This is a genomic window from Adlercreutzia sp. ZJ176, from assembly GCF_011038975.1.
In the GTDB taxonomy this organism is placed as follows: domain Bacteria; phylum Actinomycetota; class Coriobacteriia; order Coriobacteriales; family Eggerthellaceae; genus CAAEEV01.
Map to the genome: position 1 here is coordinate 104271 of NZ_JAAKEC010000008.1, position 24900 is coordinate 129170.

The following is a 24900-nucleotide window of genomic DNA, read 5'->3' on the forward strand; positions in this document are numbered from 1 at the left end:
GAAGCAAGGGTGCGGACGCGAAGTCCGCTCGAGGCGCGCAGGCGCCGAGGCCCTGCGTGCGCGGGGCGGGCGGTACGCTTAGTGCTCGGACGTCGCCAGGCCGACGTAGACCGCCGACAGGATGGTGAACACGTAGGCCTGCAGGAACGCGACCAGGCACTCGAGCACGTACATGATGAACAAGAACGCGAACCAGGCGATGGACGCCACGCCGACGGGATTGGCGAAGTTGATGAGGTCCAGGATGAAGAACTGGGTCATGATGGCGAACACGCCGAGGATCACGTGCCCCGCGAACATGTTGCCGTAGAGTCGGACGGCCAGCGTGAGCAGGCGGACGACCAGGGAGAAGAACTCGAAGAACCAGATGATCGGGACCATCACCACGGGAAGGCCGGACGGGGCGATCGACTTGAGGTAGCCCAGGCCGCCCTTGGCCTTGATGCCGTAGTAGTTGAAGTAGATGAAGGACACCAGCGCGAGCGCCCACGTGACGGACAGCGAGCCGGTCGGGGTCTTCGTGCCCGGGATGAGGCCGATCACGTTGCTGATGAAGATGAAGAAGAACAGCGTGGCCAGAAACGGGATGTGCTTCTTGTAGCCGTGCCCGATGGCGCCCTCGCCCATGTTGCGGCAGATGGCGTCGTATCCCCAGTCGATGAGACCGGCGAACTTGCCCTTCGGCGCGATGTCCACCTTGCGCACGCCGGCGAGCACGACCGCCAGCACCACGACGCAGATGATGCACATCCACACGGTGTACTGCGTGATGCCGAAGCCGTTGCCGAAGTCGACGACGAACGCGGAGTTGAACGACTCGCTCAGCTCCTCAATCGGGCCAGCGATATCCGCCAGGGGATTGCCCGTAAGTTCAAAAGCCATGTACCTCTCCTTTACCCTTCTCTATCGACGCTTCGACAAGACCAAGCCGAAGACGATCACCCCGACGACGAACGCCAGAAGCTCGGCTACTGAGTAGGCGACGACCACGTCAGGCGCGATGAGCTTGCACGCGATCATGCCCGCGATGAGGATGACGAACGACGCGATGATGGTGAGCAGAAACGGGGCGAGCATGTCGATTGAATGAGTTGGGTTGACCGTGCGGATCTTCTTGGTGGCCACCCGAAACGGGATGAGGCTCACGAAGCCCACGATGATCGCCACGATGACTGCTATCGCCATAGCCCACTTTCTCGTTCGTCCCTGCGCACAATACGCCCTATCAGAGCCTTTCGTATCATAGCCGAATGTGAAGAACTTGCGAAGGCTCCATAACAAACCCGCATGTTTTTTCGGGCGAGCGGCAGGCGGCGACGCGGCTCGACGCGGCCGCCGTCCGGCAGCGCGCCGCCCACCCGAAAAGTCCTTCCAATAGGCGAAAAGCTAGTATGCGAGCCCCGGGTAGAGCGGGTGCGCCTCCAGGATGCCGTCCACCTCCGCGCGCACGCCGGCGAGCACGCCGGGGTCGCCGGCGTTGAACACCGCGCGGGCGATGAGCTCTCCCACCAGGTAGAAGTCCTCCGCGCCGAGCCCGCGCGTGGTGCCCGCCGCCGAGCCCACGCGGATGCCGCTCGTGACGAACGGCGAGCGCTGCTCGTTGGGGATGGTGTTCTTGTTGGCCGTGAGTCCCACGCCCTCGAGCAGCCGCTCGGCGTCCTTGCCGGTGACGCCCGCAGGGGTGAGGTCCACGAGGCACAGGTGGTTGTCGGTGCCGCCCGACACGAGGCGCAGCCCCCCGTCGGCCATGCCCTGCCCCATCGCGCGCGCGTTCTCCACCACGTGGTCGATGTAGGCGGCGTACGCGGGCGTGAGCGCCTCGCCGAAGGCCACGGCCTTGCCGGCGATCACGTGCATGAGCGGGCCGCCCTGCGCGCCGGGGAAGATCGCCTTGTCGATCTTCTTCGCAAGCTCGTCGGAATTCGTGAGGATGAATCCGCCGCGCGGGCCGCGCAGCGTCTTGTGGCTCGTGGAGGTGACCACGTCGGCATGCGGCACCGGGCTCGGGTGCGCGCCGGTGGCCACCAAACCCGCGATGTGCGCCATGTCCACCATGAGGAAGGCGCCCACCTCGTGCGCGATGCGCGCCATGCGCTCGAAGTCGATGACGCGCGGGTAGGCGGAGGCGCCGGCCACGAGCACCTTCGGGCACACCTGCTTGGCGATGCGCTCGACCTCGTCGTAGTCGATGAGCTCGGTGGCGGGGTCCACGCCGTAGGACGCGATGTCGTACAGAAGGCCCGAGAAGTTCACCGGCGAGCCGTGCGTGAGGTGCCCGCCGTGGTCGAGGCTCATGCCGAGCACCGCATCGCCCGGCTCGACGAGGGACAGGTACGCGCCGAAGTTCGCGCTCGCGCCCGAGTGGGGCTGCACGTTGGCGTGCTTCGCGCCGAAGAGCGCGCAGGCGCGGTCGCGCGCGAGGTTCTCCACCACGTCGACCTTCTCGCAGCCGCCGTAGTAGCGCTTGGACGGGTAGCCTTCGGCGTACTTGTTGGTGAGCACGCTGCCGACCGCCTCCATCACGGCGCGCGAGGTGAAGTTTTCCGACGCGATGAGCTCGATGCTGCCGCGCTGGCGAGAGAGCTCGTCGGCGAGCGCGGCGCGCACCTCGGGGTCGGTCTGGGCGAGGAATTCCAGGGTCATGGGGCACGGTCTCCTTACGTCGCGCTAGTTGTCCTCAAGCTGCATGATCTTCTCGACGCGGCCCGCGTGGCGCCCGCCGCCGAACTCGGTGGAGAGAAACGCGTCCAGGATGCGCTTGTTCTCCTCGAGGTCGACGAAGCGGCCCGACAGCGTGACCACATTGGCGTCGTTGTGCTCGCGCGCGAGGGCGGCGAACTGCGTGTTGATGACGTTGACGGCGCGGATGCCGCGCACCTTGTTGGCCGCCACCGCCATGCCGATGCCCGTGCCGCACACCAGCACGCCGGCCTCGGCGTCGCCGCGCGCCACGTCGCGCGCCACGAGCGCGGCGTAGTCCGGGTAGTCGACGCGATCGTCGGAGTCGGGGCCGCGATCCGCCACGTCATGCCCCTCGGCGGCCAGGTAGTCGACGAGGCGCTGCTTCTGATCGAAGCCCGCGTGGTCGCTTGCGATGCTGATGCGCATGGGTTGTACCTTTCCTTCGGGCGCCGCGCTCGCGTTTGCGGGAGGGACGCGGCGCGGTCGTGCTCGTTTGCCGTTGTACTCGTGCGTTTGTCGTGCTCGTTTTCGGTTGTGACCGTTTTCGGTCGTGCCCGTTTGGGGCAGATTGCATTGTATGACGAATCGCGCCGCTCATGAAGCCCGATTCGCAGGCTTCGCACGCGCTCCACGGGCACGGGAGGGCGGGCAGGCGGCTGGCAGCGGGCGCGGTGGACCCGCGAAGCGAGCGGGCGGCGGGTGGCGGGCAGGCGGTTGGCGCGCAGCGGACGGCGGGCGGGCGCGCAGCGGGCGGCGGGCGGCGGGCGCAGAATGGCGGGCGGAGCCGCGGGCGCGATGGACCCGCGAAGCGGGCGAGCGGGACGGCGGGCGCGGACCGGCGAAGCGCGCGGGGCGCCTACGCGGCCGGGGCGCGGTGGGCCTCGAGCCAGGTGAGCACGTCGGCGTACACGCGCTCGTGCCCGTCCTCGTTCAGGATCTCGTGGCGCATGCCCTGGTAGAGCACCACCTCGACCGACTCCACGCCGGCTGCGCGCATGATCTCGGCAGAGGCGCGCACCCCCTCGCCGTTGTCGCCGACGGGGTCATGTGCGCCCGCGATGAACAGGATCGGCAGGTCAGGCGGTATCTTCGCCGCAAGGTCGAGGCGCGCCGCGTCGTAGGTGAGCGCGGTGAGCGCGGCGTAGCCGCCCGCCGTGAACGGGCGCCCGCACAGCTCGTCGGCGATGAACGCGTCGACGTTGGCCTCGTTCGCCGACAGCCAGTCGTACGGCGTGCGCGCGTTCTCCACGGCGCGGGAGTAGGCCCCGTCGGCCACCGAGCGCAAGAAGGGGCTCTCCGCGCGCTCGCCCGACACCCGCGCGATCGAGCGCGCGATCACGTTGCCCGCCTTCGACACCGCGCGCGGCTTGTTCCCCGTGCCGCACAGGACGGCGCCCGAAAGCCCCTCGGCATGGCGCGTGAGGTAGACGCGCGTGATGAAGCTGCCCATGGAGTGGCCGAACACGAAGTACGGGACGCTGCGCGCGAAGCGGGCGCTCACCAGGCGCCTGAGCGCGTCGACGTCCTCCACGAGCACCTCGGCGCCCCCGCGCGCGGGCATGTGCCCCCAGTCCTCAGGGTCCGAGACGCTCTTGCCGTGGCCGATGTGGTCGTGCGCGCATGCCACGTAGCCGTGCGCGGCCAGCTCGCGCGCGAACGCGTCGTAGCGGCCTGCATGCTCGCACATGCCGTGCACGATCTGCACGATGCCGCGCACGCTCGGCGCGGCGCCTGCCGGACGCCACAGCAGACCTTTGATCTGGCTTTTCCCGTCAGCGGACGAGAATCCCAACGCAGTGCGCTCCACGGGGTAGAGCATGGGCCCTCCTTTCACGTCTCGTCAAAGCCGCGCGCATTCGCATGCGGCATGTCTGCGTCAGCGGGCGAGCCGCGCGGGCGCGCGCCGCAGCGGGCGCGAACGCGTCAGCGCGCCCGGCCCGCCAGGCGGCCCCGGGCAGCCCGGCGCCTAGCCCACCGCCCGCATGTCGGCGACGGTGATGCCGCCCTCGCGCACGAGCAGGGGGTGGTCGCCCGTGCAGTCGAGGATGGTAGACGCCACGCCGCTTCGCGGCGCGTCATCGACGACCACGCAGCCGACCTGCGCGGCGAAGGCGGCGTCGATGTCCTCGAAGGAGCGCGGCGCGGGCGCGCCGGACAGGTTCGCCGAGGTGGTGGCCAAGGGCGCGCCGAGGAGGCGCATGAGCCCGAGCGCCGTGGCGCTGTCCGGCATGCGCAGCCCGATGGTGCCCGCCGCCGAGCAGAACGCGCGCGGCACGTCCGCGCTCGCGCGCACGATGAGCGTGAGCGGGCCGGGCCAGAACGCCCGCGCGAGCACGGAGGCGGGCGCCGGGACATCCTCGCCGAAGCGCGCCAGGTCGCCGAGGGACCCCACGAGCCACGCGACGGGCTTGCGGGCGTCGCGCCGCTTGAGCCGGTAGAGCTCCTCGGGGCTTTCCGCGTGGCAGACCGACACGCCCACGCCGTAGACGGTGTCAGTGGGAAAGATCACGGCCTCGCCGCGCCTGAGGGCGGCAACGGCCTCGGCTGCGGTGGCGGGATGGTTCACGGCGCCTCTCCTTCTGCCTTTGAATGCTGAGCCGTTAGGCGCCAGTATAAGGCAAAGCGAGCCCGCGATGGAACCGCAAGCCCGCTTTCATCGACGCGGCGCGCGCAAGACGCGCGTGACGGCTCGCTTCAGGGGCAACGCGGGGTCAGCCGCCCGCAGACGCCCAAGGCCGCCCACGGTTTTTCGCAGCTACTCGTGGCCACCCGAGGCGCCCGCAGCTGCTCACAGCTCGCCGAGCTCGCGCGACCAGTCGAAGCCGGGAGGCGGGGCGGTGGGGATCGCCTCGCCAGAGGCGCCTGCGGCGGGCGCACCCGCAGCCCCTTCGCCGGGATCCCACTGGCAGGTGCCCATGTCGACGTGATCCTCGTCGGCGAAGGCGACGCCCTCCTCCTCGAGCATCGCGCGCTGCACCTCAGGGCCGCCGAAGGCGAAGCCGCGGCACAGGCTGCCGTCCTTGAACACCACGCGGTGGCACGGGATCAAGGAGGCGTCTTGGCCGGGCGCGGGGTTGGCGCGCAGGGCGAAGCCCACGTAGCGCGCCGAGCGCGGGCGCCCGACGAGCCGCGCGATCTGCCCGTAGGTGGCCACCTTGCCGCGCGGTATGCGCTGCACCTGGGCGAACACCTGGTCCGAGAACTCAGCCACGGGACGCCTCCCCCGCGCCCGCGCACGCGGCGAGCTCCGCGCAGATGCGCTCGGCGATGCGCAGGCCGTCCGTGGCGGCGCTCATGATGCCGCCGGCGTAGCCCGCGCCCTCGCCGCAGGGGTAGAGGCCGGCGATCGTCTTCGACTGGAAGTCATCGCCGCGCAGGATGCGCACAGGAGCCGAGCTGCGCGCCTCGACGCCCGTCATCACGGCCTGCGGGTGCGCGAACCCGCGCAGCTTGGCGTCGAGCGCGACCAGCCCCTCGGCCAGGGCGTCGGTCACGAGCGGCGGCAGGCACGCGCGCAGGTCGGTCCACGCCACGCCGCGCGGGTAGCTCGGGCGCACGAGCGTGCTCGCATGCCCGCTCTCGTCCGCCAAAAAGTCGCCGACCGTCTGCGCGGGCGCCGTGTAGGGCGCTCGTCCGCCGGCGCTTCCCAGGTCGAACGCCGCGCGCTCGATCTGGCGCTGGAACGCCACGCCGGCGAGCGCGTCTGCGCCGGGGAAGTCGTCGGGCTCGATGCTCACGAGCAGCGCGCTGTTGGCGTTGGCGCCGTCGCGCGCGAAGCGGCTCATGCCGTTCACGCACACGCCGCCCTCCTCGCTCGCCGCGGCCACCACCTCGCCTCCGGGGCACATGCAAAATGTGTACACGCCGCGGCCCGCCTTCGTGTGCGCCGCGAGCTTGTAGTCGGCCGCGCCGAGCGCCGGATGGCCCGCCGCCGCGCCGTACTGCGCCTGGTCGATGAGCGCCTGCGGGTGCTCGATGCGCACGCCGACGGCAAAGGGCTTGCGCTCGAGCGCCGCGCCGGCCTGCCGCAGCATCTCGTAGGTGTCGCGCGCGGAGTGCCCGCAGGCCACCACGACGCGGCAGGCGGGCTCGACGCGCTCCGCGTTCGTGCGCACGTCGCGCAGGCGCACCGCGGCCACGCGCCCGCCCGCGACGTCGATGCCGCACAGCTGGGTGAGGAAGCGCACCTCCCCGCCCTCGGCGACGATGCGCTTGCGCAGGTTGCGCACCACGTCCGCGAGCTTGTCGGTACCGATGTGGGGCTTGGCCGCCACGAGGATCTCGCGCGGCGCGCCGGCCTCGGCGAACGCCTCGAGCACGTGGCGGATGTGGGGGCTTTTCGTCCCCGTGGTGAGCTTCCCGTCGGAGAACGTACCCGCGCCGCCTTCGCCGAACTGGACGTTCGCCGCCACGTCGAGCTCGCCGCCCGCCGCGAACGCCTCGATGGCGGCGAGGCGCTCCTCAACTGCGCAGCCGCGCTCGACCACGAGCGGGCGCAGGCCGGCGCGCGCGAGGTAGAGCGCGCAGAACAGGCCCGCGGGGCCCGTGCCCACCACGACGGGCCGCGGCTCGCCCGCCTCGGCGAGCGCAGCCGCGCAGTCCGGCACGCGCAGGGGCTCGGGCGGCACGTGGGGCTTCACGCTCACGCCCTTGGCAGGGCGCGGGGACGCGGCGTCCGGCACCTCGACGGCGCAGGTCACCACGAAGTGGACGTTCCTCTTCTTGCGCGCGTCAACGCTGCGCCGAAGCAGGCGCACGTCCGCGACCTCATCGGGCGCGACGCCGAGCGCCACGGCCACTTCCCGGCGCAGGAGGCTCGCGCTGTCGGGCAGCAGGGCGTCGAGCGACACCGGGATGTTCGAGGCCTCCACGCACCGCGTCATGCGCGCACCGCGCCTTCCGCGCCCTGCGCGGCGCCGAGGGCGCGCGCGGCGCTGCGGCCCGCGAGCAGGCCGCTCGCCCACGCCCAGTGCAGGTTGTAGCCGCCGCAGGGCGCATCCACATCAAGCGCCTCGCCCGCCACGTAGAGTCCCGGCACCGCGCGCGCCTCGAGCGTGCGCATGTCGAAGCCCGCCACGTCGAAGCCGCCGCGCGTCACCTGGCACTGGCGCTCGTCGCCCGGCCCCTCGACCACCAGCGCGAAGCGCTTGAGGGCGCGCGCGAGGTCGTCAAGGGAGGCGCTCGCGAGCGGCGCGGCGTCCTCGTACCCGAGGCTTTCCAGCAGCACGTGGGCCACCTGCGGCAGCACCATGCCGCGCAGGAAGTCCTCGCAGGTGAGCGCATCGCCGAAGAGGGAGGCCAGCTGCGCGCGGCGGCGCGCGAGGAAGTCGGGCGCGCTCGCGAGCTCGACGCGGGGCAGGAAGTCCACCGCGAGCTCGTCGCCCGGGCGCGCGTCGCGCGACAGGTTGAACGCCGCGATGCCCGACACGCCGTACTTGCGGAACATCACCTCGCCCTGCTCGCGCCGCAAAAGCTCGCCGGCGCGCCGCAGCTCGAGCGCGCCGCGCACGCGGATGTTGTCGAGCTGGCGCACGAGGCGCGTCTCGGTGGCGATCGGCCCGAGCACCGGGCGCTGCTCGCGGAACGCGAGCGCGTCGGGCAGCATCGCACGCGCCACGCGCCCGCCGCAGGCAACCACCACCGCGTCAGCGCGGAAGAACGCGCCGTCATGCAGGCGCAGCGTGAAGGGCCTGCCCGGCCCGCGCGGCGGCTCCACGACGTCGACGCGGACGTCGCAGCGCATCTCGACGCCCGCCGCCGCAGCTGCGGCGCGCAGCACGTCGAGCACGACGGACGCCTTGTTGGCCTGCGGGTACAGCCGCCCCTCCGACTCCTCGCGCCACATGAGGCCGTGAGCGGCGAAGAAGTCGAGCACGGCGGCGCCCGGGCCGGGGGCGAAGCGCGCCCGACGCGAGGGCTCTCGGCCGTCGGCGAGCGCCTCGGCGTTGCCGAGCACGGCCTCCGCGAACTTCGCGTTGCGGTAGAGCTTCGGGTCGATGCGCGCGTTGGAGAAGTTGCAGCGCCCGTTGCCCGTGGCGAGGATGGAGCGCCCCACCCGCTCGTCAGCCTCAAGCACCACCACGCGCACGCCCGCGTCCAGCGTCGAGGCCGCGAACGCGCCTGCGGGTGAGCTCGCGCCGCCGTCCCCATTCGCGCGCACGCCCGCGTCCGCGCGCGCGCATTCCGCAGCCGCCACGGCGGCCGCCAGCCCGGCGGCCCCGCCGCCTATGATCGCAAGAGTCCTCATGGGTGCCATTATAAGGCAACGCCGCGTGCGCAACCCGCTGCCAATCTGCGTCTCAGGGCCGCTTCTCGTTATCAATGACATCCAGCAGCTCCTGTTGCGAGTGGACGTCCATCTTCTGGTAGATGCGGTAGATGTGGCTGCGCACCGTATGCTCCGATATGTAGAGCCGCTCCCCGACGTACTTTGCGTTGCGCCCCAGGAAGCATGGTGCGAACCAGCGTCCGAAGCCGGAAAGCTTGACGCGAAGGACGGAGAGTGTCACGGCTATTGCGCCATGCGCATGGAACGAGGCTCCTGCGGCAACATCACCACGGTCAAGGACGGCGTGGTCGTCAGCATCGAAGGCGACCCTGCGCGACCCAGCAACAGAGGAACGCTCTGCCCGCGTGGCAAGGGCGCCATCATGAACATGTACAACCCTTACCGCATCAAGGCGCCCATGAAGCGCACCAACCCTGAGAAGGGCATGGACGTCGATCCTGGCTGAGTCGAGATCACCTGGGACGAGGCCATCGGCATCGCAGCCGAGAAGCTGCGGGAGGTCTACGACCGCGACCCGCGCGAGGCTGATACGCCACGTAGACGCCCAATGCATCAACCCGCCGTACGAGTCGCTTTACGCAAACGAGCCAGAAAGCGCCGTCGTCCAAAGCCTGAACCGCCTGTTCGTCGAAGCCGGGTTTGCGCCGAGCGGAGAGTATCGCGAAGCCGCCGATCAGATCGGCATGGAGCTGTCTTTCATGAAGTTCTGCGTCGACCGGGAGATCGCGGCTGTGCTGGAGGGGGACGAGGACGCGGCCCGCGCCATCGCCGCGATCAAGGATCGCTTTTTCAACGAGCACCTGGGCAGGTGGATGGCAGGCTACGGCGAGGCGATGAGGCGGAGCGCCCGGACCGACTACTACCGAGCCATCGCAGACCTCCTGACGAGCCTCGGCTCTTGAGGTTACAAGCCTCTTGTCAGACATACGCCGTCGACGAAACGCCTTCGCATGCTCCTTGGCGCAGACAACGTCCCGGAGCTGCGGAGGCGCTCAGCCTTCTCGCAACACCGACTGGATCCAATCGGAAAGCTCATCGTACGAGACGCTTCCGCCAGCCACGCCCATCATGATTGCCAGCAGCTCATCATGCCTCGGCCTGAAGCAGCACCCGTTCAACCTCAGGAACGCGCCCATCACGGCAGCCGCTGCGCGCTTGTTGCCGTCAAGGAAGGGATGGCTTGACGCTATCCCGTATGCGTACCGCGCGGCCTTCTGGGCCAACGTGGGATAAAGATCCTCTCCGCCGAACGTCTGGAACGGCTGGGCCAAAGCTGATTCCAGCAGCCCCTCGTCACGCACGCCGTCAAGACCGCCGAACTTGGCGATGGCGGCGGAGTGGATGGAGCGCACCGCCTCCTTGCTCAGCGGCCTCGCAAGCCCGCTCACTTCGCAAGCTCCCTGAACACGTCGGCGTACTCGTCCATGAAGTCTATTGCCACGTCCACGGCTTCCATAGAGGAATCACGGGCGGCGGCGGGGCTAATCGTCACCCACGGCTTGTTGTTCTTTAGGACCGTCACCGGGCGACCCGTTCTGTTTATCTCGGCAGTTACGCGCGAAAAGTTGTCCTTTGCCTCGGCAAGACCTATCGTGATGGCCATGATGCCTCCATTGCCTCGAATTTGACTTGGCTAGAATTCTAGCCACTTTAAGCCCGCGGCTCAATGGCCGGCTTGAGTCAACTGGAACGCACCCGAGAATCGCATCCGTTGAAGCGAGCCATCACCCCCCCATATCATCCCAGGCGGGCAGCCTCCCGTGTCATCCTGAGCGGGCCATCACTCCCCATATCATCCCAAGCGGGCAGCCTCCCGCGTCATCCCAAGCGGGCAGCCTCCCGCGTCATCCCAAGCGGGCATTTCCCCCGTGTCATCCTGAGCGGGCATTTCCCCCGTGTCATCCTGAGCGAGCGAAGCGAGTCGAAGGATCTGGCCCCGAGCATGACGCGCCCGCATGCGCACTCCACTTGCAACCAGATCCTTCGACTCCGCGCCCTCCGGGCGCTCCGCTCAGGATGACACGAGGGAAATGCCTGCGCATCCCGCGCCTCGCACGTCCCGCGCACCCCGCGCCTCGCACGTCCCGCGCACCAGCGCAGCCACGCCCGCACGCCACCCGTCGCCGGCACGCAACCCCGCACGCCAATACGCATCCCGTGCTCAGACACGCTGCCACCAAACATCACGCACGCCACGCCAGGCAGCCATGCCCACGCGCGCCTCGCGCGTCCCGCGCGCTAGCGCAGCCACGCCCGCACGCCACCCGTCGCCGACACCCCGCGCCTCGCATGTCCCGCGCCACGCCCGCACGCAACAAAAAAACGGCCCCGGTTTCCCGGGGCCGCCTTGCATAAGCGGGGTATGCCGCCCTTCCCTACTTACTCTCGAGCTGAGGGATCGGGGTCTCGTCGAGCTCGCCGAGGTTGCCCTCGTAGACGTAGTGGCGCGTCTCGCGCGCGATCAGGCCGGAGAGCAGCAGCACCATGATGATGTTGGGCACAGCCATGAGCGCGTTGGTGATGTCGGAGATGGTCCAGACCACGTCGCCGATGCCGATGGCGCCGAGGAACGCCACGATCACGTAGAGCACCTGATAGGGGCGGATGGCCCTCTTGCCGAACAGGTAGGTGACGCAGCGATTGCCGTAGTAGCTCCAACCCAGGATGGTGGAGTACGCGAACAGGATCATGCCGAACACGAGGATCGGCGTGCCGATGTAGGGGATCTCGGCGAACGCGGCGCTCGTGAGCTGCGCGCCGGCGGTGATGGAGCCCGCCATGATCTGCGCCTGAAGGTCGGCGTTGCCGAGCATGGTGGACACGAGCACGAGGCCCGTGAGCAGGCAGATGACCACGGTGTCCCAGAAGGTGCCCGTCATGGACACGAGCGCCTGGCGCGCCGGGTTGCGCGTGGAGGCGGCGGACGCCACGATGGGCGCCGAGCCGAGGCCGGACTCGTTGGAGAACAGGCCGCGCGCGCAGCCGAACTGCAGCGCCAGCATGAGGCCGCTTCCCAGAGCGCCGCCGAACGCCGCCTTCGGGGTGAAGGCGCACTCGACGATCAGGCAGAGCGCCGGCCAGACGTACTCCCAGTTCATGCCGAGGATCATGATGCAGCCCCACGCGTAGGCCAGCGCCATGAACGGCACGAGCTTCTCGCACACGCGCGAGATCACCTTCACGCCGCCGAAGATGACGGCCGACACCATGATCACGATGGCCAAGCCGATGCCCCAGGTGGGGATGCCCGGCAGGTTCGTGGTGATGACCTCGGTCATGGCGGAGGACTGCACCGCCGAGCCGATGCCGAACGAGGCGACGGCGGCGAACACCGCGAACGCGCCCGCGCCGAGCATCGCCCACCACGGGGTGGTGCCGTCGCCCTTCTTGAAGGCGCGCTTCCACGCGTACATGGCGCCGCCGAGCATGTTGCCGTTGTGGTCCTTCACGCGGTACTTCACCGCGGCGTACGTCTCGGAGTACTTGGTGGCGATGCCGAACACGCCGGTGAGCCACATCCACAGCACCGCGCCCGGGCCGCCCGCGATGATGGCCGTGCCCACGCCCACGATGTTGCCCGTGCCGATGGTGGCTGACAGCGCCGTGCACAGCGCGCCGAACTGGCTGATGTCGCCCGGAGCGTCCGGGTCCTTGGTGATCGACAGCTTGATGGCCGTCGGAAGCTTGCGCTGGATGAAGCCCGTCCTGAAAGTCATGAAGATGTGCGAGCCCAGAAGGAGGACCAGCATCGGAATGCCCCAGACGAAGCTGTCAACCGCATTGATGACGTCGATTACCGCTTCCATAGCGTCTCTTTCCCTTGTGTGGTGAACCGTTTCCCGTGACGCGAAAGAGCTTGTGTCGAAAGGGGTTTGCTCGACAGGACGACCGACGGGATGGCCGCCGGGGTGCGGCGAAAGCCGTTTCGGCAGAAGCACTTTAACGCGCTAAAGTAGCTGCATTATAGGCAGAAGCGAGCGCTCGATTTGTTAACAAGCTGAAAACTGTCAGCGAACGGAGAGCACGCGCCGCCGCGTGGCAAGACGGGCGCCAGCGAGCGGCTGGCGCGGGCCTCAGTGCGGGCAGCCGCGCGAGCCCAGGCGCAAGCAGCCGCGCGAGCCCAGCGAGCCCACGCGCCGGCGCAAGCGACAGGCCTACTTCCCCTTGACCACGGGGATGGGCGCGTCGCACACCTCGTCGAGGTGGCCCTCGTAGACGTAGTGGCGCGTCTCGCGCGCGATCAGGCCGGAGAGCAGCAGGATGGCGATGATGTTCGGTATGGCCATGAGCGCGTTGCCGATGTCCGAGATCGTCCAGACCACGTCCCCCACCCCGACGGCGCCGAGGGCCGCCACGATCACGTACACCACCTGGTACGGGATGTTGGCGCGGCTGCCGAGCAGGTAGGTGACGCAGCGGTTGCCGTAGTAGCTCCAGCCTAGGATGGTGGAGTAGGAGAACGCCACCATGCCGAGCACGAGGATGGGCGTGCCCAGGTACGGGATCTTCGCGAAGGCCGTCGAGGCCAGCGCCGCGCCCGTGTAGATGCTCGGGTTCTCGAGGATCTGCGCCTGGATGTCGGGGTAGCTGATCATGGTAGACACGAGCACGAGCCCCGTGAGCAGGCAGATGACCACCGTCGACCAGAACGTGCCCGTCATGGCGATGAGCGCCTGCTCGGCGGGGTTCTTGGTCTTGGCGGCAGCCGCCACGATGGGGGCGGTCCCCAGGCCGCTCTCGTTGGAGAACAGCCCGCGCGCGCAGCCGTACTGCAGCGCCGTCGCCAGGCCACTCCCCACGGCCCCGCCGAACGCCGCCTGGGGCGTGAACGCGCACGTGAGGATCATCAGGACCGCCTCGCCGAGAACGCTCCAGTTCAGCACCATGATGACGAGGCATCCCGCCGCGTAGGCCACGGCCATGAAGGGCACGAGCTTCTCGCACACGCGCGAGATCGACCTCACGCCGCCGAAGATGACGGCCGACACCGCGACCACGATGACCACCGCCACGGCCTCCTTGGGGATGGCCGGGATCGACGAGGTGATGATGCCCGACATGGCGGAAGCCTGCACCGCGCTGCCCGTGCCGATGGTGGCGACGACGGCGAACGCCGCGAAGGCCACCGCGCCCGCCTTCGCCCACCACGGGACGGAGCCGTCCGCGCGCGCGAAGGCGCGCTCCCACACGTACATGGCGCCGCCGAGCATCTGGCCGGCGTGGTCGCGCACACGGTACTTGATGGAGGCGTACACCTCGACGTACTTGGTGGCGATGCCGAAGATGCCGGCGATCCACATCCAGAGCACCGCGCCCGGCCCGCCCGCGAGGATGGCCGTGGCCACGCCCACGATGGAGCCGGTGCCGATGGTGGCCGCGAGCGCCGTGGCCAGCGCGCCGAAGTTGGAGATGTCGCCCTTGCCGTCGGGATCGCTCGCGAGCGACATGCGGATGGCGGCCGGCAGCTTGCGCTGGATGAAGCCCGTGCGGACGGTGAGGTAGAGGTGCGTGCCCAAGAGCAGGGCTATCATGGCGGGACCCCAGACGAAGGAGTCGATGGCGTTGAGTATCTCAGTCATAGTGGTTCGCCATTGTAACCTTCTGCCCGCGCCCGCGCAGCGACGATTCGGCGACGGTCCCCGCCCCACGAAAAATGCGAAACGAGCCGGGGCGCCAGGCTACTCCTCGGACAGTGTGGACTCTATCCAGGACCTCATGCGCGGATAGTCCTCCGTCGAGGTCTTGTAGACCGTCGCGAACGAGAGCGTGAAGTACCCGTGAGCGTAGACGTCGCGAGTTCTCGCCGCAAACCGCAGCTCCGTGTCCGGGTGCTTCGCATAGAACTCAGCGCTGAGGCTCTTGGCGAGCTCGCCTATGTTGATCGACGTCATCGAGGCGGCGCGCTCGACTGTTTCGTTGCCGAGGAACTCGGCTTGGCTCATGCCGTCAAGCAGCTGCTCCAGGTATTCGATCTCCGAGACGATCTTCTCGAGGATCCTGCGGTCACGCTCGTTCATAGAGCGGCACCACCTTCGTCACCTGCAGAAGAGATCCGTCTGGAGGGGGATCCTGAATGACGTCTACAGGGAGGCCGAGCTGCTCCTCCATGCTCGACAGCACCTTGGCCAGCGTGAACAAGCTTACTATAGCCGACTCGAACGAGACGAGCAGGTCGACGTCAGAGGCTTGGGAGGCGCGTCCTTCCGCATAGCTCCCGAAGAGGGAGACGCGAGCAATCCGCTCCTCCTCGCGAGCGCGCGCGTTATAGGCGACGGCAGCCTTCGAGACGGCGCTTCTCAGCTCGTCCAGCGAATACGGAGCCATGGACACCTCCTTCAGTCAAACGAAGACGCTGGTTCATTATACCGCGCAGCGACGATTCGGCGACGGCCCCCGCCCCACGAAAAATGCGAAGCGGAGAAGAGACGCAGGCGGTGCGCTTGGCGGGGCGGCGGGCAGCGCGGGGCGGCAGGCGGTACAGGCCTGCCCCAGGCCGTGCGTCAGCGGGTCTTGAAGGTGAAGGTCGCGGGGTTGGCGGTCTGCAGCCAGGCGAGGTAGGTGTCAGGGCTGTGGGCCGTGAGCGCCGAGGTCACGTCGATGCTGGCGAGCGCGCCTGCTGCCTGCGCGAGCGCAGCCGCCCCGCCCGAGCCCTCCGACACCCGCGCGAGCGCCGATGCGCACGCCTCGAGCACGTCGGCGGGCAGCGGGCTCTCGCGCCGGTCGCCCACCACCTCGCAGCGCGTGAGCGCAGACCGGGCGGCGCTCATGTGGTTGTACGCCGCACGGTAGGCCACGTGCTCCCGCGCGGGGAGCTCGACCGTCATGCCGTACGCGCCGTAGCCCCACGCGGCAAGCGGAAGGCTCGGTACCGCGTCAGCTGGGTTCACCACGTTGAAGATGCCCGCATACGCCTTATTTGCGCGCTCGGGTGAGCGCGTGCTGTTCGGCGCGGCGAACGTGTAGGCGTGCACGCCGGCGTACGACCCCTCGTCGATCAGGTCGGCAGCCAGGAGGTTCACCACCGCCCCTCCCCTGCTGTGCCCGAAGAGGAGCACGTGGGTGGTGCGCTGGTCGAGGCCATGGCGCTCCAGGTAGGCACCGAGCGCCGAGCGCGCCTCGTCGGCGGCGCGGGCGAACCCGCGATGGTCCGCCTCGCCTGCATCAGGGCCGAGCGCGCAGTTGAAGTTGCTCAGCCACTCGCTCCCGTAGGTGCCGCGCACGCCCACGAGCACCACGTCGCCCGCGACGCGCCCGTCTGAGGCGACGAGCTCCTTGCGCGCGAGCGCGTAGGCCGCCACGTCCGTCGAGCCCGAAAGCGCATTCGCCACCTCGTCGACGACGCGGCTGCGGCCCTCGTACGCGCTCACGTCGACGTCACAAAAGCCGAGCGCGCCTAAGGCCTCGACCGCGTAGGCGCGGCCTCCGGGCGCGCCGTAGCTCGACTGCGCGTTCACCGCGGCGCTCAGCGCGGCGCAGGTCGCAGCCAGGTCGTTGTTGTAGGAGCGGGAGCCGTCGATGAGCCACGCGTTGTCGAAAGCCACCTGCGCCTCGGCCACGTGTCCGCCGCCCACGCCTGCCAGCTCGCTCGCGTAGGCGACCGTGACCGACTCGGAGCGCGCAGCGGGCAGGGCGGGCAGCGGGCGCGTGAAGGCGTCTTCGGCGAGCGCCGTCGGGGCAGGCGCCGCAAGCGCCACGTCAGGCGCGCGGCGCACCATGTCGGCTATGACCGTCGAGGCCGCGTGCACGCCCGCCGCCCCGAGCGCCAGCATGAGCACGAGGCCCAGCGCCACCACGCGGACCAACGTCGACGTCTTCTCCTCAGCCACGGCCGTCTCCCTTCGCTCCAGCTTTCGCCGTCTTCGACGGTTCAAAGTCTAAGGAGCGAACCTTACCGCAGACTTACACGCCCGTGACATTTTCCTCGGCGTTTCCAGCACGTTGAGGAGAGGAGGCGAAATCGGGGCGCAGACGTCAGCTTCTCCCTACTCGAAGCGGTAGAGGTCGCGCGTGGCCCTCTGGAAGTCCTCGTACACCTCGAGCGCGACGGCCTCGTCGGCGACCAGCTCGAACGCGGCGGGCTGGCCCTCTTCGTCGACCTCGGTCACCTCGAGCAGCACCACCTCGCCCGACGAGCACGCCGGGCTGTCCTCGTCAACCGGGAAGAAGAACCCGTACGAGCGCCCCTCGTGCAGGACGAGCCCCAGAAACTCGAGCTCGACCACGTCGCCCCGCTCGTCTTCGAACGAGAACGTGACGCCCTCCTCCACCGGGGGGCAGAAGTTCGGCGCGCTTCCCTCGCGTATGCTTCCCTGATCGGCCATGGCTAGCTCCTCCCGTGCTTCTTCGGCTTCTTCTTGTTGCCAGTGCTCTTCTGCGGCGCCTTCTCGGGTGCCACAGCCGCCGCGGCCGCTGCCTCGAGACGCGCCAGCGGCACCTGCGCGACGGGCTCGCTGCCCGCGTGCTCGAACTCGAAGAGGGCGATCTCGGTCCCGTACTTCTTCTGCAGCTTGGCGAACTTAGGCTCGCGCGTCTTCCACATCGCATACAGCGGCGTGGCGATGGCGATGGACGAGTACGAGCCCGCGATGAGGCCGATCGCCATGGCGAACGCGAAGTCCTTCAGCGTCTCGCCGCCGAACAGAAGCATCGCGAACACCGGGATGAACGACGTCAGCGTGGTGTTGATGGTGCGGATGAGCACCTGGTTGATGGAGTGGTTCGCCATGGTCATGAACGTGCAGCGGATGCTCTCGCCGCTCATGTTGTCGTTGATGCGGTGGAACACCACCACCGTGTCGTACAGCGAGTAGCCCAAGATGGTGAGCAGCGCCGCGATGGTGTTGGGGTTCACCTCGCGGCCCACGAGCGCGTAGATGCCCATCACCAGGATGAGGTCGTGGAACAGCGCCACCACGGCCATGATGCCCATCTTGTAGTCGCGGAAGCGGATGCCGATGTAGGCGATGATGAGCACGAGCGACACCAGAAACGCGATCAGCGACGACTGGATCACGCTTGCGCCCCAGTCGGGCCCGATGGTGGTCACCTCGAAGCTCTCCGTGGACAGCCCCAGCTCGGCGGCGACCGCGCCGGCGCTCGCCGCGGCGTCCTCGGCGCTCGTGGTGGTGGTGCGCACGAGGAAGCCCTCCTCGCCGTCGGCCGTGGTGGTCTGGATCACCGCGTCAGGCTCGCCCGCGTCGGCGAACGCGTCGCGCATCTGCTCGATGGTGACCTCGCCGGTGTCGTGGAACGCCACCGAGGTGCCGCCCACGAACTCGATGCCGAAGTTCAGCCCGCGCAGGCCCACCACGGCAAAGCACGCGCACATGGCGACGGCCGCCACGATGAGGAACACCTTGCGGTGGCCGAGGAAGTTGATGTCGCGCTTGATGAAGCGGCCCTTGACCTTCGGCGCCGGAGGGTTCGCCGGAGAGGCGCCCGCGCCTGCCGCCGGAGCGTCAGCCCCGGCGGTCCCGGCAGCCCCCGCGGCCTGGACGTCGGCGGCACCAGCGGCCTGGGCGCCGGCGGCCTGGGTGCCGTCCGCCCCCGCGACCCCGTCAGCTTCCGCCGCCTTCGCAGCCGCCTCGCCCGCGCGCGCCGCCTCGACCGAGTCGCGCGTGCCCCAGAAGCCGGGGTGTCTCGCGATGGCCTTCGGCGCGAGCAGGCGGATGAGCGGCGCCTTGAACAGGAGCATCATCACGATGTCGCACAGGATGCCGAGCGCCAGCGTGAGGCCGAAGCCCTTGACCGACGCGCTCGCCAGGAAGAACAGCGACAGCGCCGACACGAGCGTGACCAGGTCGGCGTCGATGGAGGTCATAATGGCGTGCCGCACGCCCGTGATGGACGCCGCGCGCACGCTGCGGCCCATGCGGATCTCCTCGCGGAAGCGCTCGAGCGTGAGGATGGAGGAGTCAGCCGCCATGCCGATGGTGAGCACGATGCCCGCCACGCCCGCAAGCGAGAGGCTGAACAGCCCGAACGCCGAGAGCGCTGCCAGGATGCCCAGGTAGAGCACGGCGAACACGAGCATGGCCGCCGCCGTGATGAGGCCCAGGCCGTGGTAGAACACCAGCAGGTAGAGCATGACCACGGCCAAGCCGATGAGCGCCACCAGCACGCCGGAGGCCAGCGCGTCCTGGCCGAGCGTCGGGCCGACCACCTGGCTCTGAGCGTACTCGAAGCTCACGGGCAGCGAGCCCGACTCGAGGATGGTCTGCAGGTTCTTCGCCTCTTCCTGCGTGTAGTTGCCCGTGATCTGCACCTGCCCGTTGGGGATCTCGGACTGCACGCGCGGCGCGGACTGCACCTCGTTGTCGAGGATGATGACGATCTCGCCCTTGGTGGGCGCGAGCTCGGCCGTGGCCTCGGCGAACGCGGCGGCGCCCTCGGCGTCGAGCGTGACGTTCACCGCGTAGTCGGTGCCCGTCTCGCTCGCGCGGTCGATGGTGACGTTGGTGATGTTCTCGCCCGTGACGAGCGGCGTGTAGGTGCCCGGCTCAACGGTGAGGTGCTGCGTCTCGCCCGTGGGGAAGGTGTTGCCGTAGTCGTCCGTGAAGGTGGCCTCGTTGGCGTACTGGCCGCTCTTGATCTTCTGCACCACCTCCTGGTCGGTGAACGAGTCGAGGCGCGCGAGGGTGAGCGAGCCGGTGCGCCCGATGGTGGCGAGCGCCTGCTCGGTGTCGGACAGGCCCGGGATCTGCACGAGGATCTGGTCAGACCCCTGCACCTGCACCGTGGCCTCCGACGCGCCGAGGGCGTTCACGCGGCTCTCGATGATGGCGCGTGACTTCTCCATGTCGTCAGCCGTCACCGCGCTGCCGTCGTCGGACTTCGCCGTGAGCACCACCGACAGGCCGCCCTGGATGTCGAGGCCCTGGTTGATCTTCTCCTGCGGCGGCGTGAACAGCGCCACCGACACCACCACCAGCACGGTGGTGAGGACGAGCAGCCATATGTTGCGGCGGTCGTGCGTGCGCGCCGGCTTCTTCTTGACGTTGCGCTCCAAAGCCATGGGCGAGATGCTCCTTTTCGTGTTCTCTTCCTCAAAAGCCCTCGGGCGGTCGCTTGCGCAAACCGCCCGAGAGGTGTTTCACGTATCTTATGCGGTCAACTTATCTATTGTGCCACAAACGGGCATCCTCGGCCAGACCGCAGCCGCTCACCGTCGCTTTATTCTCGAATCTTAATAATCCTGCGCTGCCGGGCTCGCCATCCACGCCGCCAGAAACTCGTCGTAGGCGCCCGCGAGCACCGCCGCGCGGGCGCGGCGCATGAGGTCGAGCAGGTAGTGCAGGTTGTGGATGGAAAGCAGGATGCCGCCGAGCATCTCGTCCTGCTTCACCAGGTGGCGCACGTAGGCGCGCGTGAAGTTCTGGCACGTGGGGCAGGCGCACTGCGCGTCGAGCGGCCCGAAGTCGCGCGTGTACTTGGCGTTGCGCATGTTCATGCGGCCCGTGCTGGAGAACGCCGTGCCCATGCGGGCCGTGCGCGTGGGCAGCACGCAGTCGAACATGTCCACGCCCTCGGCCACCGCGCGCACAAGCGTGGTGGGGTTGCCCACGCCCATGAGGTAGCGCGGGCGGTCCTCCGGCAGCGCGCGGGCCACCTCGCCGAGCGTCTCGAACATCACCTCGTGGCTCTCGCCCACCGAGTAGCCGCCGATGCCGAAGCCGCCGAAGCGCCGCCCGCCCGCCGCGAGCGAGTCCTCCTCGATCGCGCGCAGGCGCCGGACGCTCTCGAGGCGCAGGTCGAGGTGCATGCCGCCCTGCACGATGCCGAAGAGCGTCTGGTCGACGCGCGTGTGCGCGGCCAGGCAGCGGCGCGCCCAGGCGCTCGAGTAGTCGACCGCCTTCTGCACGAACGCGCGCTCGGCCGGGTACGGCGCGCACTGGTCGAGCTGCATGGCGATGTCGGCGCCGATCAGCTGTTGGATGCGCATGTTCTCCTCGGGCGTCCAGTGCACCTTCGCGCCGTCGTAGATGCTCCTGAAGGTGACGCCGTCGTCGGAGAGCTTCACGGTGTCAGCCAGGCTGAACACCTGGAAGCCGCCCGAGTCGGTGAGCATGGGGCCGTCGTAGCGCATGAAGGCGTGGATGCCGCCCGCCTCGGCCACCAGGTCGGCGCCGGGGCGCATGGCGAGGTGGTAGGTGTTCGCGAGCACCACCTGGGACTTGAGGTCGCGCAGCTGGTCGGGCAAGATGCCCTTCACCGTGGCGTGCGTGCCCACGGGCATGAACATGGGGGTCTGGAAGGCGCCGTGCGCCGTCTCGTAGGTGAGCGCGCGGGCGTGGCCGCACGTGGCGTCGCAGGTCGCCTCGAAGAGCGCCACTAGGCCGACACCCCCTCCGCCGCGGCGGACGTGGCGGCCGCGGGGCTGGCGGCGGCCGCGGGGCCGGCGGCGTCCGGCGTGGCGGCGGCCGCGGGGCTGGCGGCGGTCTCCTCGCCCACAGCATTCGCCGCGAGGACCGCCTCGCGCGCCGCGGCGGGGATGACGCCCCCATCCACTCCCCCAATGGGGTTCGCGCAGACGGGAAGCGCGTCGACCCAGGCGGCGAACTGCTCGGCCGTGCCGTGCTTGACGATCGAGAGGTCGAAGCCGCCGGGCACGGGGTCGAGCAGGTGGTCGGTCACGAGGAAGATGTCGGCGCCGAGCTTCGTTATGACCGCGTCCTCCACGGTGTTGTTGCCCACCATGAGCACGTCGGCGCCCGCGACGCCGCACGCCGCGAGGTTCTCGGCGTAGTACGCGAGCTGGGGCTTGATGGCCGTCGAGTTGTCGTAGGCGGTGATGCGCGCGAAGAGGTCAGGCGAGAGGCCCGCCCACGCCAGCCGCCACGCCACGGCACGCGGCGGGAACAGCGGCATGGTGGTGAGCAGAAGCGGGTAGCCCTTCTCCCCGAGCGCGTGCACGGCGCGCACCATGGGCTCGCTCGGCCTCACGTCGGCGCCGAGACTCCCGAACTCGGTGGCGTAGTACTCGTCGCAGATGGCGTGCCAGTCGGCGGCCTGCTCATCGACGTGCTTGAAGAACTCGCCCCAGAACGCGTCGGCGTTGACCTCGTCGGCGGCATGGCTCATCATGGCGCGGGTTCCCCGGCCGAGCCCCTCCTGGAACGCCGGCGCGTCGAAGCCGCGTGCGGCCATGTAGCGCACGATGCCCGCGAAGTACGCCTTCAGAAACGGGTCGATGTCCATGGGCAGAAGCGTGCCGTCGAGGTCGAAGAACACCGCGCGGTAGGCGCGGGGCGCGGGGCGCGCGCTTCGATCGCTCGTCGGGGAGGTTACGGGCTGTGGGGTGTCTTCCATAAGGTGTTTCCTCTGATCGCTCGCATGCTTTCGATGTGGCATGGTAGTATACCCTTCATGACCTCAGCCGCCGAAAACCCGACGAAATTGCTACTCCACGCCTGCTGCGGGCCCTGCTCGATGGAGCCGGTGCGCCTGCTGCGCGAGCGCGGGGTGGAGCCGCACGTCTACTACGCGAACTCGAACATCCACCCGCCCGAGGAGTACGCCCACCGCCTCGAGACGATCAAGGGGTGGGCTACGTCCGCGGGGCTCGGCCTTTCCGAGGGCCGCTATGACGTGGCCACCTGGGAGGCGACCGCCGGGCGCATCGGCAACGCCGCCCGCGCGCGCTTCGGTGTGATCGCCGGGGACGTGGCAGATGGGGAAGGCGGCGGGACGGCTGGCGACGGGACCCCAGGCGCAGCGGGCGACGGGACGCCAGGCGCAGCGGGCGGCGGGACGGCGGGCGCGGCGGGCGCTGTGGGCGTGGCGGGCGCTGCGGGCGTGGCGGGCGGCGGGACGCCCACGCACTCAGCCCAGGCCGAAGCCGCGCGCCAGGCGCGCTGCCGCGCGTGCTACCGCCTGCGCTTCGAGGAGGCTGCGCGCTTCGCCGCCGAAAACGGGTTCGACGCGCTCGGCACCACGCTCTCGGTCAGCCCCTACCAGTACACCGACGTCATCCGCGAGGAGCTCGAGCGGGCTGCGCAGGCCGCGAACGTCCGCCCCCTCTTCGAGGACTACCGCCCCTACTACGCCGAGGCCACGCGCCGATCGCGCGAGGCGGGCCTCTACCGCCAGAACTTCTGCGGCTGCCGCTTCTCCGAAGAGGAGGCGGCTGTCGAGCGGGCCGCGCGCAAGCGCTTCCGCGCCGAGGCGCGCGAGCGCGAGGCCGCCGCGCATGCCGCCGAGCGGGCCGCCGCCGAGGCCGAGCGAGCCGCGCGGCGCGCGAGCAAGCAGGCCTACGCCGCCAAGCAGGCCCGCAAGCGCGCCGTGCTCAAGCAGCTGAGATGTGCCAAGGAGAACAGCCAGTGAGAACTTCCGACTTCGACTACAACCTGCCGCCCGAGCTCATCGCGCAGGAGCCGGCCGCCGTGCGCGACGCCTGCCGCATGCTGGCGCTCGACCGCGCGACGGGCGCGCTGGAGGACCGCATCTTCCGCGACATCGAGGAGTACCTGAACCCGGGCGACTTGCTCGTCGCCAACGAGACGCGCGTCATGCCCGCACGCCTCCTCGGCGCCAAGCGCGGGACGGGCGGCGCGGCCGAGGTGTTCCTGCTGCGCGAATGCGGCGGGCCCGAGCCGCGCACCAACCGAGTTGCCTTCTGGGAGGTGCTCGTGCGCCCCGGCAAGCGCCTGAAGCCCCACGCGGGCGCCGTGGTGGACTTCGCCGACGGGGACGGCAACGTGGCGCTCTCGGCCGAGATCGTCGACTGGGCGCGCAACGCCCAGCGCGGCGAGCGCGTGGCGCGCCTCTCGACCGAGCTCCCCTCGCTCGACGAGGCGCTGCACGCCGTGGGCACCACGCCGCTGCCGCCCTACATCAAGGACTACGCGGGCGACGCGGAGATGTACCAGACCGTGTACGCGCGCCGCGAAAGCTCGGCCGCCGCTCCCACCGCAGGGCTGCACTTCACGCCCGAGCTCATCGACCGTCTGCGCGCCAAGGGCGTGGAGTGGGAGACCGTCGAGCTCGAGGTGGGCCTCGACACCTTCCGCACGGTCGACGAGGAGAACGCCGAGGATCACCAGATCCACACCGAGCTCTACACCGTGGGGCCCAAGGTGGCGGACGCCGTGGCGCGCACGAAGGCGCGCGGCGGGCGCGTGGTGGCCGTGGGGACCACGAGCGTGCGCTCGCTCGAGAGCGCCTGGGACGCCGCGTCGGGCGCGCTCAAGCCGCGCGACCGCGAGGCCACCTCGCTCTACATCCTGCCGGGGTACGAGTTCCACGTGGTGGACGCCCTGGTCACGAACTTCCACGTGCCGAAGTCGACCCTCATGATGCTCGTGAGCGCGTTCGCCAGCCGCGAGGCGATCATGCGCGCCTACGAGCACGCCATCGCCGAGCGCTACCGCCTCCTGAGCTTCGGCGACGCGATGTTCATCCACTAGCAGCGAACGCCTGCGCAAGCAGACCGCGCCCTGCGCAGCATCGCCACTGCGTCCTGCCCGGCTTACGCAAACGGACCACGCCCTGCGCAGCATCATACCCGCATCCCATCGCATGGGCGCGTGCACCATACCCGAACCACATCGCATGGGTGAGAGCATCGCACCCCCGCGTCATCCTGAACAAGCAGCCTCCCCCCCCCATGTCATCCTGAGCGAGCAGCCCCCCCATGTCATCCTGAGCGAGCGAAGCGAGTCGAAGGATCTGGCCCCAAGCGCGGCGCGCCCGCATGCGCCATCCACGCGCGACCAGATCCTTCGACTCCGCGCCCTCCGGGCGCTCCGCTCAGGATGAGGCTCCTATTTGCTGTCAAGGCCCGATTCCGGTGTTTTCCGCCGTTCCTCGGGGGACATCGCGCCGAGCCACTCGAGGTACCTCCGGAGCAGCGGCCCGTCGACGCGCACGCACCTCTCGAGCTCGCTTATCCTGGCGCTCGCGACGCCGAGCGCGGAGGCGGCCTGGGCCTG

25 protein-coding genes are annotated in these 24900 nt (G+C 69.5%); 4 read left to right on the forward strand and 21 right to left on the reverse strand.

Going from position 1 to position 24900, the window contains the following annotated elements; translation table 11 throughout:
• Nucleotides 1-78: 78 nt before the first annotated feature.
• The 10 genes from atpB to G7Y50_RS05820 form a co-directional block, all read right to left on the reverse strand.
• Nucleotides 79-882, reverse strand: coding sequence for a F0F1 ATP synthase subunit A (atpB, locus tag G7Y50_RS05775; protein ID WP_165055235.1), 804 nt, complete (start codon nucleotides 880-882; stop codon nucleotides 79-81).
• Nucleotides 883-903: 21 nt separating this feature from the next.
• Complete coding sequence (locus tag G7Y50_RS05780; RefSeq protein WP_165055233.1) at nucleotides 904-1185, reverse strand: hypothetical protein; 282 nt, start codon at nucleotides 1183-1185, stop codon at nucleotides 904-906.
• Between the two features lie 201 nt (nucleotides 1186-1386).
• On the reverse strand, nucleotides 1387-2643 hold the full coding sequence (gene glyA, locus G7Y50_RS05785; protein ID WP_165055231.1) for a serine hydroxymethyltransferase: 1257 nt from the start codon (nucleotides 2641-2643) through the stop codon (nucleotides 1387-1389).
• 24 nt (nucleotides 2644-2667) lie between these two features.
• The gene (gene rpiB, locus G7Y50_RS05790; protein ID WP_165055229.1) at nucleotides 2668-3108 is read right to left on the reverse strand and encodes a ribose 5-phosphate isomerase B; all 441 of its coding nucleotides are present in this window, start codon (nucleotides 3106-3108) and stop codon (nucleotides 2668-2670) included.
• 430 nt (nucleotides 3109-3538) lie between these two features.
• Entirely contained in the window at nucleotides 3539-4501 is a 963-nt protein-coding gene (locus tag G7Y50_RS05795; protein WP_165056646.1) for an alpha/beta fold hydrolase, read from the reverse strand.
• A 147-nt stretch (nucleotides 4502-4648) separates the two neighbouring features.
• Entirely contained in the window at nucleotides 4649-5248 is a 600-nt protein-coding gene (locus tag G7Y50_RS05800) for an L-threonylcarbamoyladenylate synthase (RefSeq protein ID WP_165056645.1), read from the reverse strand.
• A gap of 222 nt (nucleotides 5249-5470) precedes the next feature.
• Complete coding sequence (locus G7Y50_RS05805; protein ID WP_165056644.1) at nucleotides 5471-5893, reverse strand: MGMT family protein; 423 nt, start codon at nucleotides 5891-5893, stop codon at nucleotides 5471-5473.
• Nucleotides 5886-7565, reverse strand: a complete 1680-nt coding sequence (locus tag G7Y50_RS05810; RefSeq protein WP_165056643.1) for an NAD(P)/FAD-dependent oxidoreductase — start codon at nucleotides 7563-7565, stop codon at nucleotides 5886-5888. The genes G7Y50_RS05805 and G7Y50_RS05810 overlap by 8 nt, the downstream gene beginning before the upstream one ends.
• Nucleotides 7562-8929: an aminoacetone oxidase family FAD-binding enzyme gene (locus G7Y50_RS05815; protein WP_241156636.1), complete on the reverse strand. Its 1368-nt coding sequence runs from the start codon at nucleotides 8927-8929 to the stop codon at nucleotides 7562-7564. Before G7Y50_RS05815 ends, G7Y50_RS05810 begins: the two co-directional genes overlap by 4 nt.
• Before the next feature lie 52 nt (nucleotides 8930-8981).
• A complete protein-coding gene (locus G7Y50_RS05820; protein WP_241156635.1) occupies nucleotides 8982-9191 on the reverse strand; it encodes a helix-turn-helix transcriptional regulator in 210 nt (69 codons plus the stop codon).
• Nucleotides 9192-9203: 12 nt separating this feature from the next.
• Here G7Y50_RS05820 and G7Y50_RS05825 point away from each other — a divergent pair, with 12 nt between their 5' ends.
• Nucleotides 9204-9416, forward strand: coding sequence for a hypothetical protein (locus G7Y50_RS05825; RefSeq protein ID WP_165056967.1), 213 nt, complete (start codon nucleotides 9204-9206; stop codon nucleotides 9414-9416).
• Between the two features lie 106 nt (nucleotides 9417-9522).
• Nucleotides 9523-9873 (forward strand): molecular chaperone, encoded by a 351-nt coding sequence (locus G7Y50_RS12040; protein ID WP_255464126.1) that lies wholly within the window; start codon nucleotides 9523-9525, stop codon nucleotides 9871-9873.
• A gap of 90 nt (nucleotides 9874-9963) precedes the next feature.
• On the opposite strand, the gene G7Y50_RS05835 is transcribed toward G7Y50_RS12040, so the two are convergent.
• From G7Y50_RS05835 to G7Y50_RS05885, 11 genes are all read right to left on the reverse strand, one after another.
• On the reverse strand, nucleotides 9964-10359 hold the full coding sequence (locus tag G7Y50_RS05835; RefSeq protein ID WP_165056640.1) for a type II toxin-antitoxin system death-on-curing family toxin: 396 nt from the start codon (nucleotides 10357-10359) through the stop codon (nucleotides 9964-9966).
• Nucleotides 10356-10574, reverse strand: a complete 219-nt coding sequence (locus G7Y50_RS05840; RefSeq protein WP_241156634.1) for a type II toxin-antitoxin system Phd/YefM family antitoxin — start codon at nucleotides 10572-10574, stop codon at nucleotides 10356-10358. Before G7Y50_RS05840 ends, G7Y50_RS05835 begins: the two co-directional genes overlap by 4 nt.
• 772 nt (nucleotides 10575-11346) lie before the next feature.
• A complete protein-coding gene (locus tag G7Y50_RS05845) occupies nucleotides 11347-12777 on the reverse strand; it encodes a sodium:alanine symporter family protein (RefSeq protein WP_165056639.1) in 1431 nt (476 codons plus the stop codon).
• A 348-nt stretch (nucleotides 12778-13125) separates the two neighbouring features.
• Nucleotides 13126-14550 carry a sodium:alanine symporter family protein gene (locus G7Y50_RS05850; RefSeq protein WP_165056638.1) on the reverse strand — a complete coding sequence of 475 codons (1425 nt, stop codon included), beginning with the start codon at nucleotides 14548-14550 and terminating at the stop codon, nucleotides 13126-13128.
• Between the two features lie 99 nt (nucleotides 14551-14649).
• Nucleotides 14650-14988, reverse strand: a complete 339-nt coding sequence (locus tag G7Y50_RS05855) for a DUF86 domain-containing protein (RefSeq protein ID WP_165056637.1) — start codon at nucleotides 14986-14988, stop codon at nucleotides 14650-14652.
• Complete coding sequence (locus tag G7Y50_RS05860) at nucleotides 14975-15295, reverse strand: nucleotidyltransferase family protein (protein ID WP_165056636.1); 321 nt, start codon at nucleotides 15293-15295, stop codon at nucleotides 14975-14977. The genes G7Y50_RS05855 and G7Y50_RS05860 overlap by 14 nt, the downstream gene beginning before the upstream one ends.
• A gap of 176 nt (nucleotides 15296-15471) precedes the next feature.
• On the reverse strand, nucleotides 15472-16797 hold the full coding sequence (locus G7Y50_RS05865) for a lipase family protein (protein WP_165056635.1): 1326 nt from the start codon (nucleotides 16795-16797) through the stop codon (nucleotides 15472-15474).
• Nucleotides 16798-16953: 156 nt separating this feature from the next.
• Nucleotides 16954-17292: a DUF1292 domain-containing protein gene (locus G7Y50_RS05870; protein ID WP_241156633.1), complete on the reverse strand. Its 339-nt coding sequence runs from the start codon at nucleotides 17290-17292 to the stop codon at nucleotides 16954-16956.
• Between the two features lie 2 nt (nucleotides 17293-17294).
• A complete protein-coding gene (gene secD, locus G7Y50_RS05875) occupies nucleotides 17295-19985 on the reverse strand; it encodes a protein translocase subunit SecD (protein ID WP_165056634.1) in 2691 nt (896 codons plus the stop codon).
• Between the two features lie 171 nt (nucleotides 19986-20156).
• Nucleotides 20157-21302 (reverse strand): tRNA guanosine(34) transglycosylase Tgt, encoded by a 1146-nt coding sequence (gene tgt, locus G7Y50_RS05880; protein WP_165056632.1) that lies wholly within the window; start codon nucleotides 21300-21302, stop codon nucleotides 20157-20159.
• Nucleotides 21302-22279 (reverse strand): HAD family hydrolase, encoded by a 978-nt coding sequence (locus G7Y50_RS05885; protein WP_206214778.1) that lies wholly within the window; start codon nucleotides 22277-22279, stop codon nucleotides 21302-21304. The genes tgt and G7Y50_RS05885 overlap by 1 nt, the downstream gene beginning before the upstream one ends.
• A 57-nt stretch (nucleotides 22280-22336) precedes the next feature.
• On the opposite strand from G7Y50_RS05885, the gene G7Y50_RS05890 reads away from it, so the two are divergent.
• On the forward strand, nucleotides 22337-23293 hold the full coding sequence (locus tag G7Y50_RS05890; protein ID WP_241159499.1) for an epoxyqueuosine reductase QueH: 957 nt from the start codon (nucleotides 22337-22339) through the stop codon (nucleotides 23291-23293).
• On the forward strand, nucleotides 23290-24375 hold the full coding sequence (queA, locus tag G7Y50_RS05895; protein WP_165056829.1) for a tRNA preQ1(34) S-adenosylmethionine ribosyltransferase-isomerase QueA: 1086 nt from the start codon (nucleotides 23290-23292) through the stop codon (nucleotides 24373-24375). The genes G7Y50_RS05890 and queA overlap by 4 nt, the downstream gene beginning before the upstream one ends.
• The last annotated feature ends 525 nt before the right edge of the window (nucleotides 24376-24900 follow it).

What these genes read in the sequence shown, in the direction of transcription:
- atpB (WP_165055235.1), bottom strand. Translation starts at nt 882, where the DNA reads ATGGCTTTTGAACTTACGGGCAATCCCCTGGCGGATATCGCTGGCCCG.
- secD (WP_165056634.1), bottom strand. Translation starts at nt 19,985, where the DNA reads ATGGCTTTGGAGCGCAACGTCAAGAAGAAGCCGGCGCGCACGCACGAC.
- G7Y50_RS05795 (WP_165056646.1), bottom strand. Translation starts at nt 4,501, where the DNA reads ATGCTCTACCCCGTGGAGCGCACTGCGTTGGGATTCTCGTCCGCTGAC.
- rpiB (WP_165055229.1), bottom strand. Translation starts at nt 3,108, where the DNA reads ATGCGCATCAGCATCGCAAGCGACCACGCGGGCTTCGATCAGAAGCAG.
- G7Y50_RS05870 (WP_241156633.1), bottom strand. Translation starts at nt 17,292, where the DNA reads ATGGCCGATCAGGGAAGCATACGCGAGGGAAGCGCGCCGAACTTCTGC.
- G7Y50_RS05825 (WP_165056967.1), top strand. Translation starts at nt 9,204, where the DNA reads ATGCGCATGGAACGAGGCTCCTGCGGCAACATCACCACGGTCAAGGAC.
- G7Y50_RS05815 (WP_241156636.1), bottom strand. Translation starts at nt 8,929, where the DNA reads ATGAGGACTCTTGCGATCATAGGCGGCGGGGCCGCCGGGCTGGCGGCC.
- G7Y50_RS05860 (WP_165056636.1), bottom strand. Translation starts at nt 15,295, where the DNA reads ATGGCTCCGTATTCGCTGGACGAGCTGAGAAGCGCCGTCTCGAAGGCT.
- G7Y50_RS05840 (WP_241156634.1), bottom strand. Translation starts at nt 10,574, where the DNA reads ATGGCCATCACGATAGGTCTTGCCGAGGCAAAGGACAACTTTTCGCGC.
- G7Y50_RS05845 (WP_165056639.1), bottom strand. Translation starts at nt 12,777, where the DNA reads ATGGAAGCGGTAATCGACGTCATCAATGCGGTTGACAGCTTCGTCTGG.
- glyA (WP_165055231.1), bottom strand. Translation starts at nt 2,643, where the DNA reads ATGACCCTGGAATTCCTCGCCCAGACCGACCCCGAGGTGCGCGCCGCG.
- G7Y50_RS05810 (WP_165056643.1), bottom strand. Translation starts at nt 7,565, where the DNA reads ATGACGCGGTGCGTGGAGGCCTCGAACATCCCGGTGTCGCTCGACGCC.
- G7Y50_RS05855 (WP_165056637.1), bottom strand. Translation starts at nt 14,988, where the DNA reads ATGAACGAGCGTGACCGCAGGATCCTCGAGAAGATCGTCTCGGAGATC.
- G7Y50_RS05850 (WP_165056638.1), bottom strand. Translation starts at nt 14,550, where the DNA reads ATGACTGAGATACTCAACGCCATCGACTCCTTCGTCTGGGGTCCCGCC.
- G7Y50_RS05890 (WP_241159499.1), top strand. Translation starts at nt 22,337, where the DNA reads ATGACCTCAGCCGCCGAAAACCCGACGAAATTGCTACTCCACGCCTGC.
- G7Y50_RS05885 (WP_206214778.1), bottom strand. Translation starts at nt 22,279, where the DNA reads ATGGAAGACACCCCACAGCCCGTAACCTCCCCGACGAGCGATCGAAGC.
- G7Y50_RS05780 (WP_165055233.1), bottom strand. Translation starts at nt 1,185, where the DNA reads ATGGCGATAGCAGTCATCGTGGCGATCATCGTGGGCTTCGTGAGCCTC.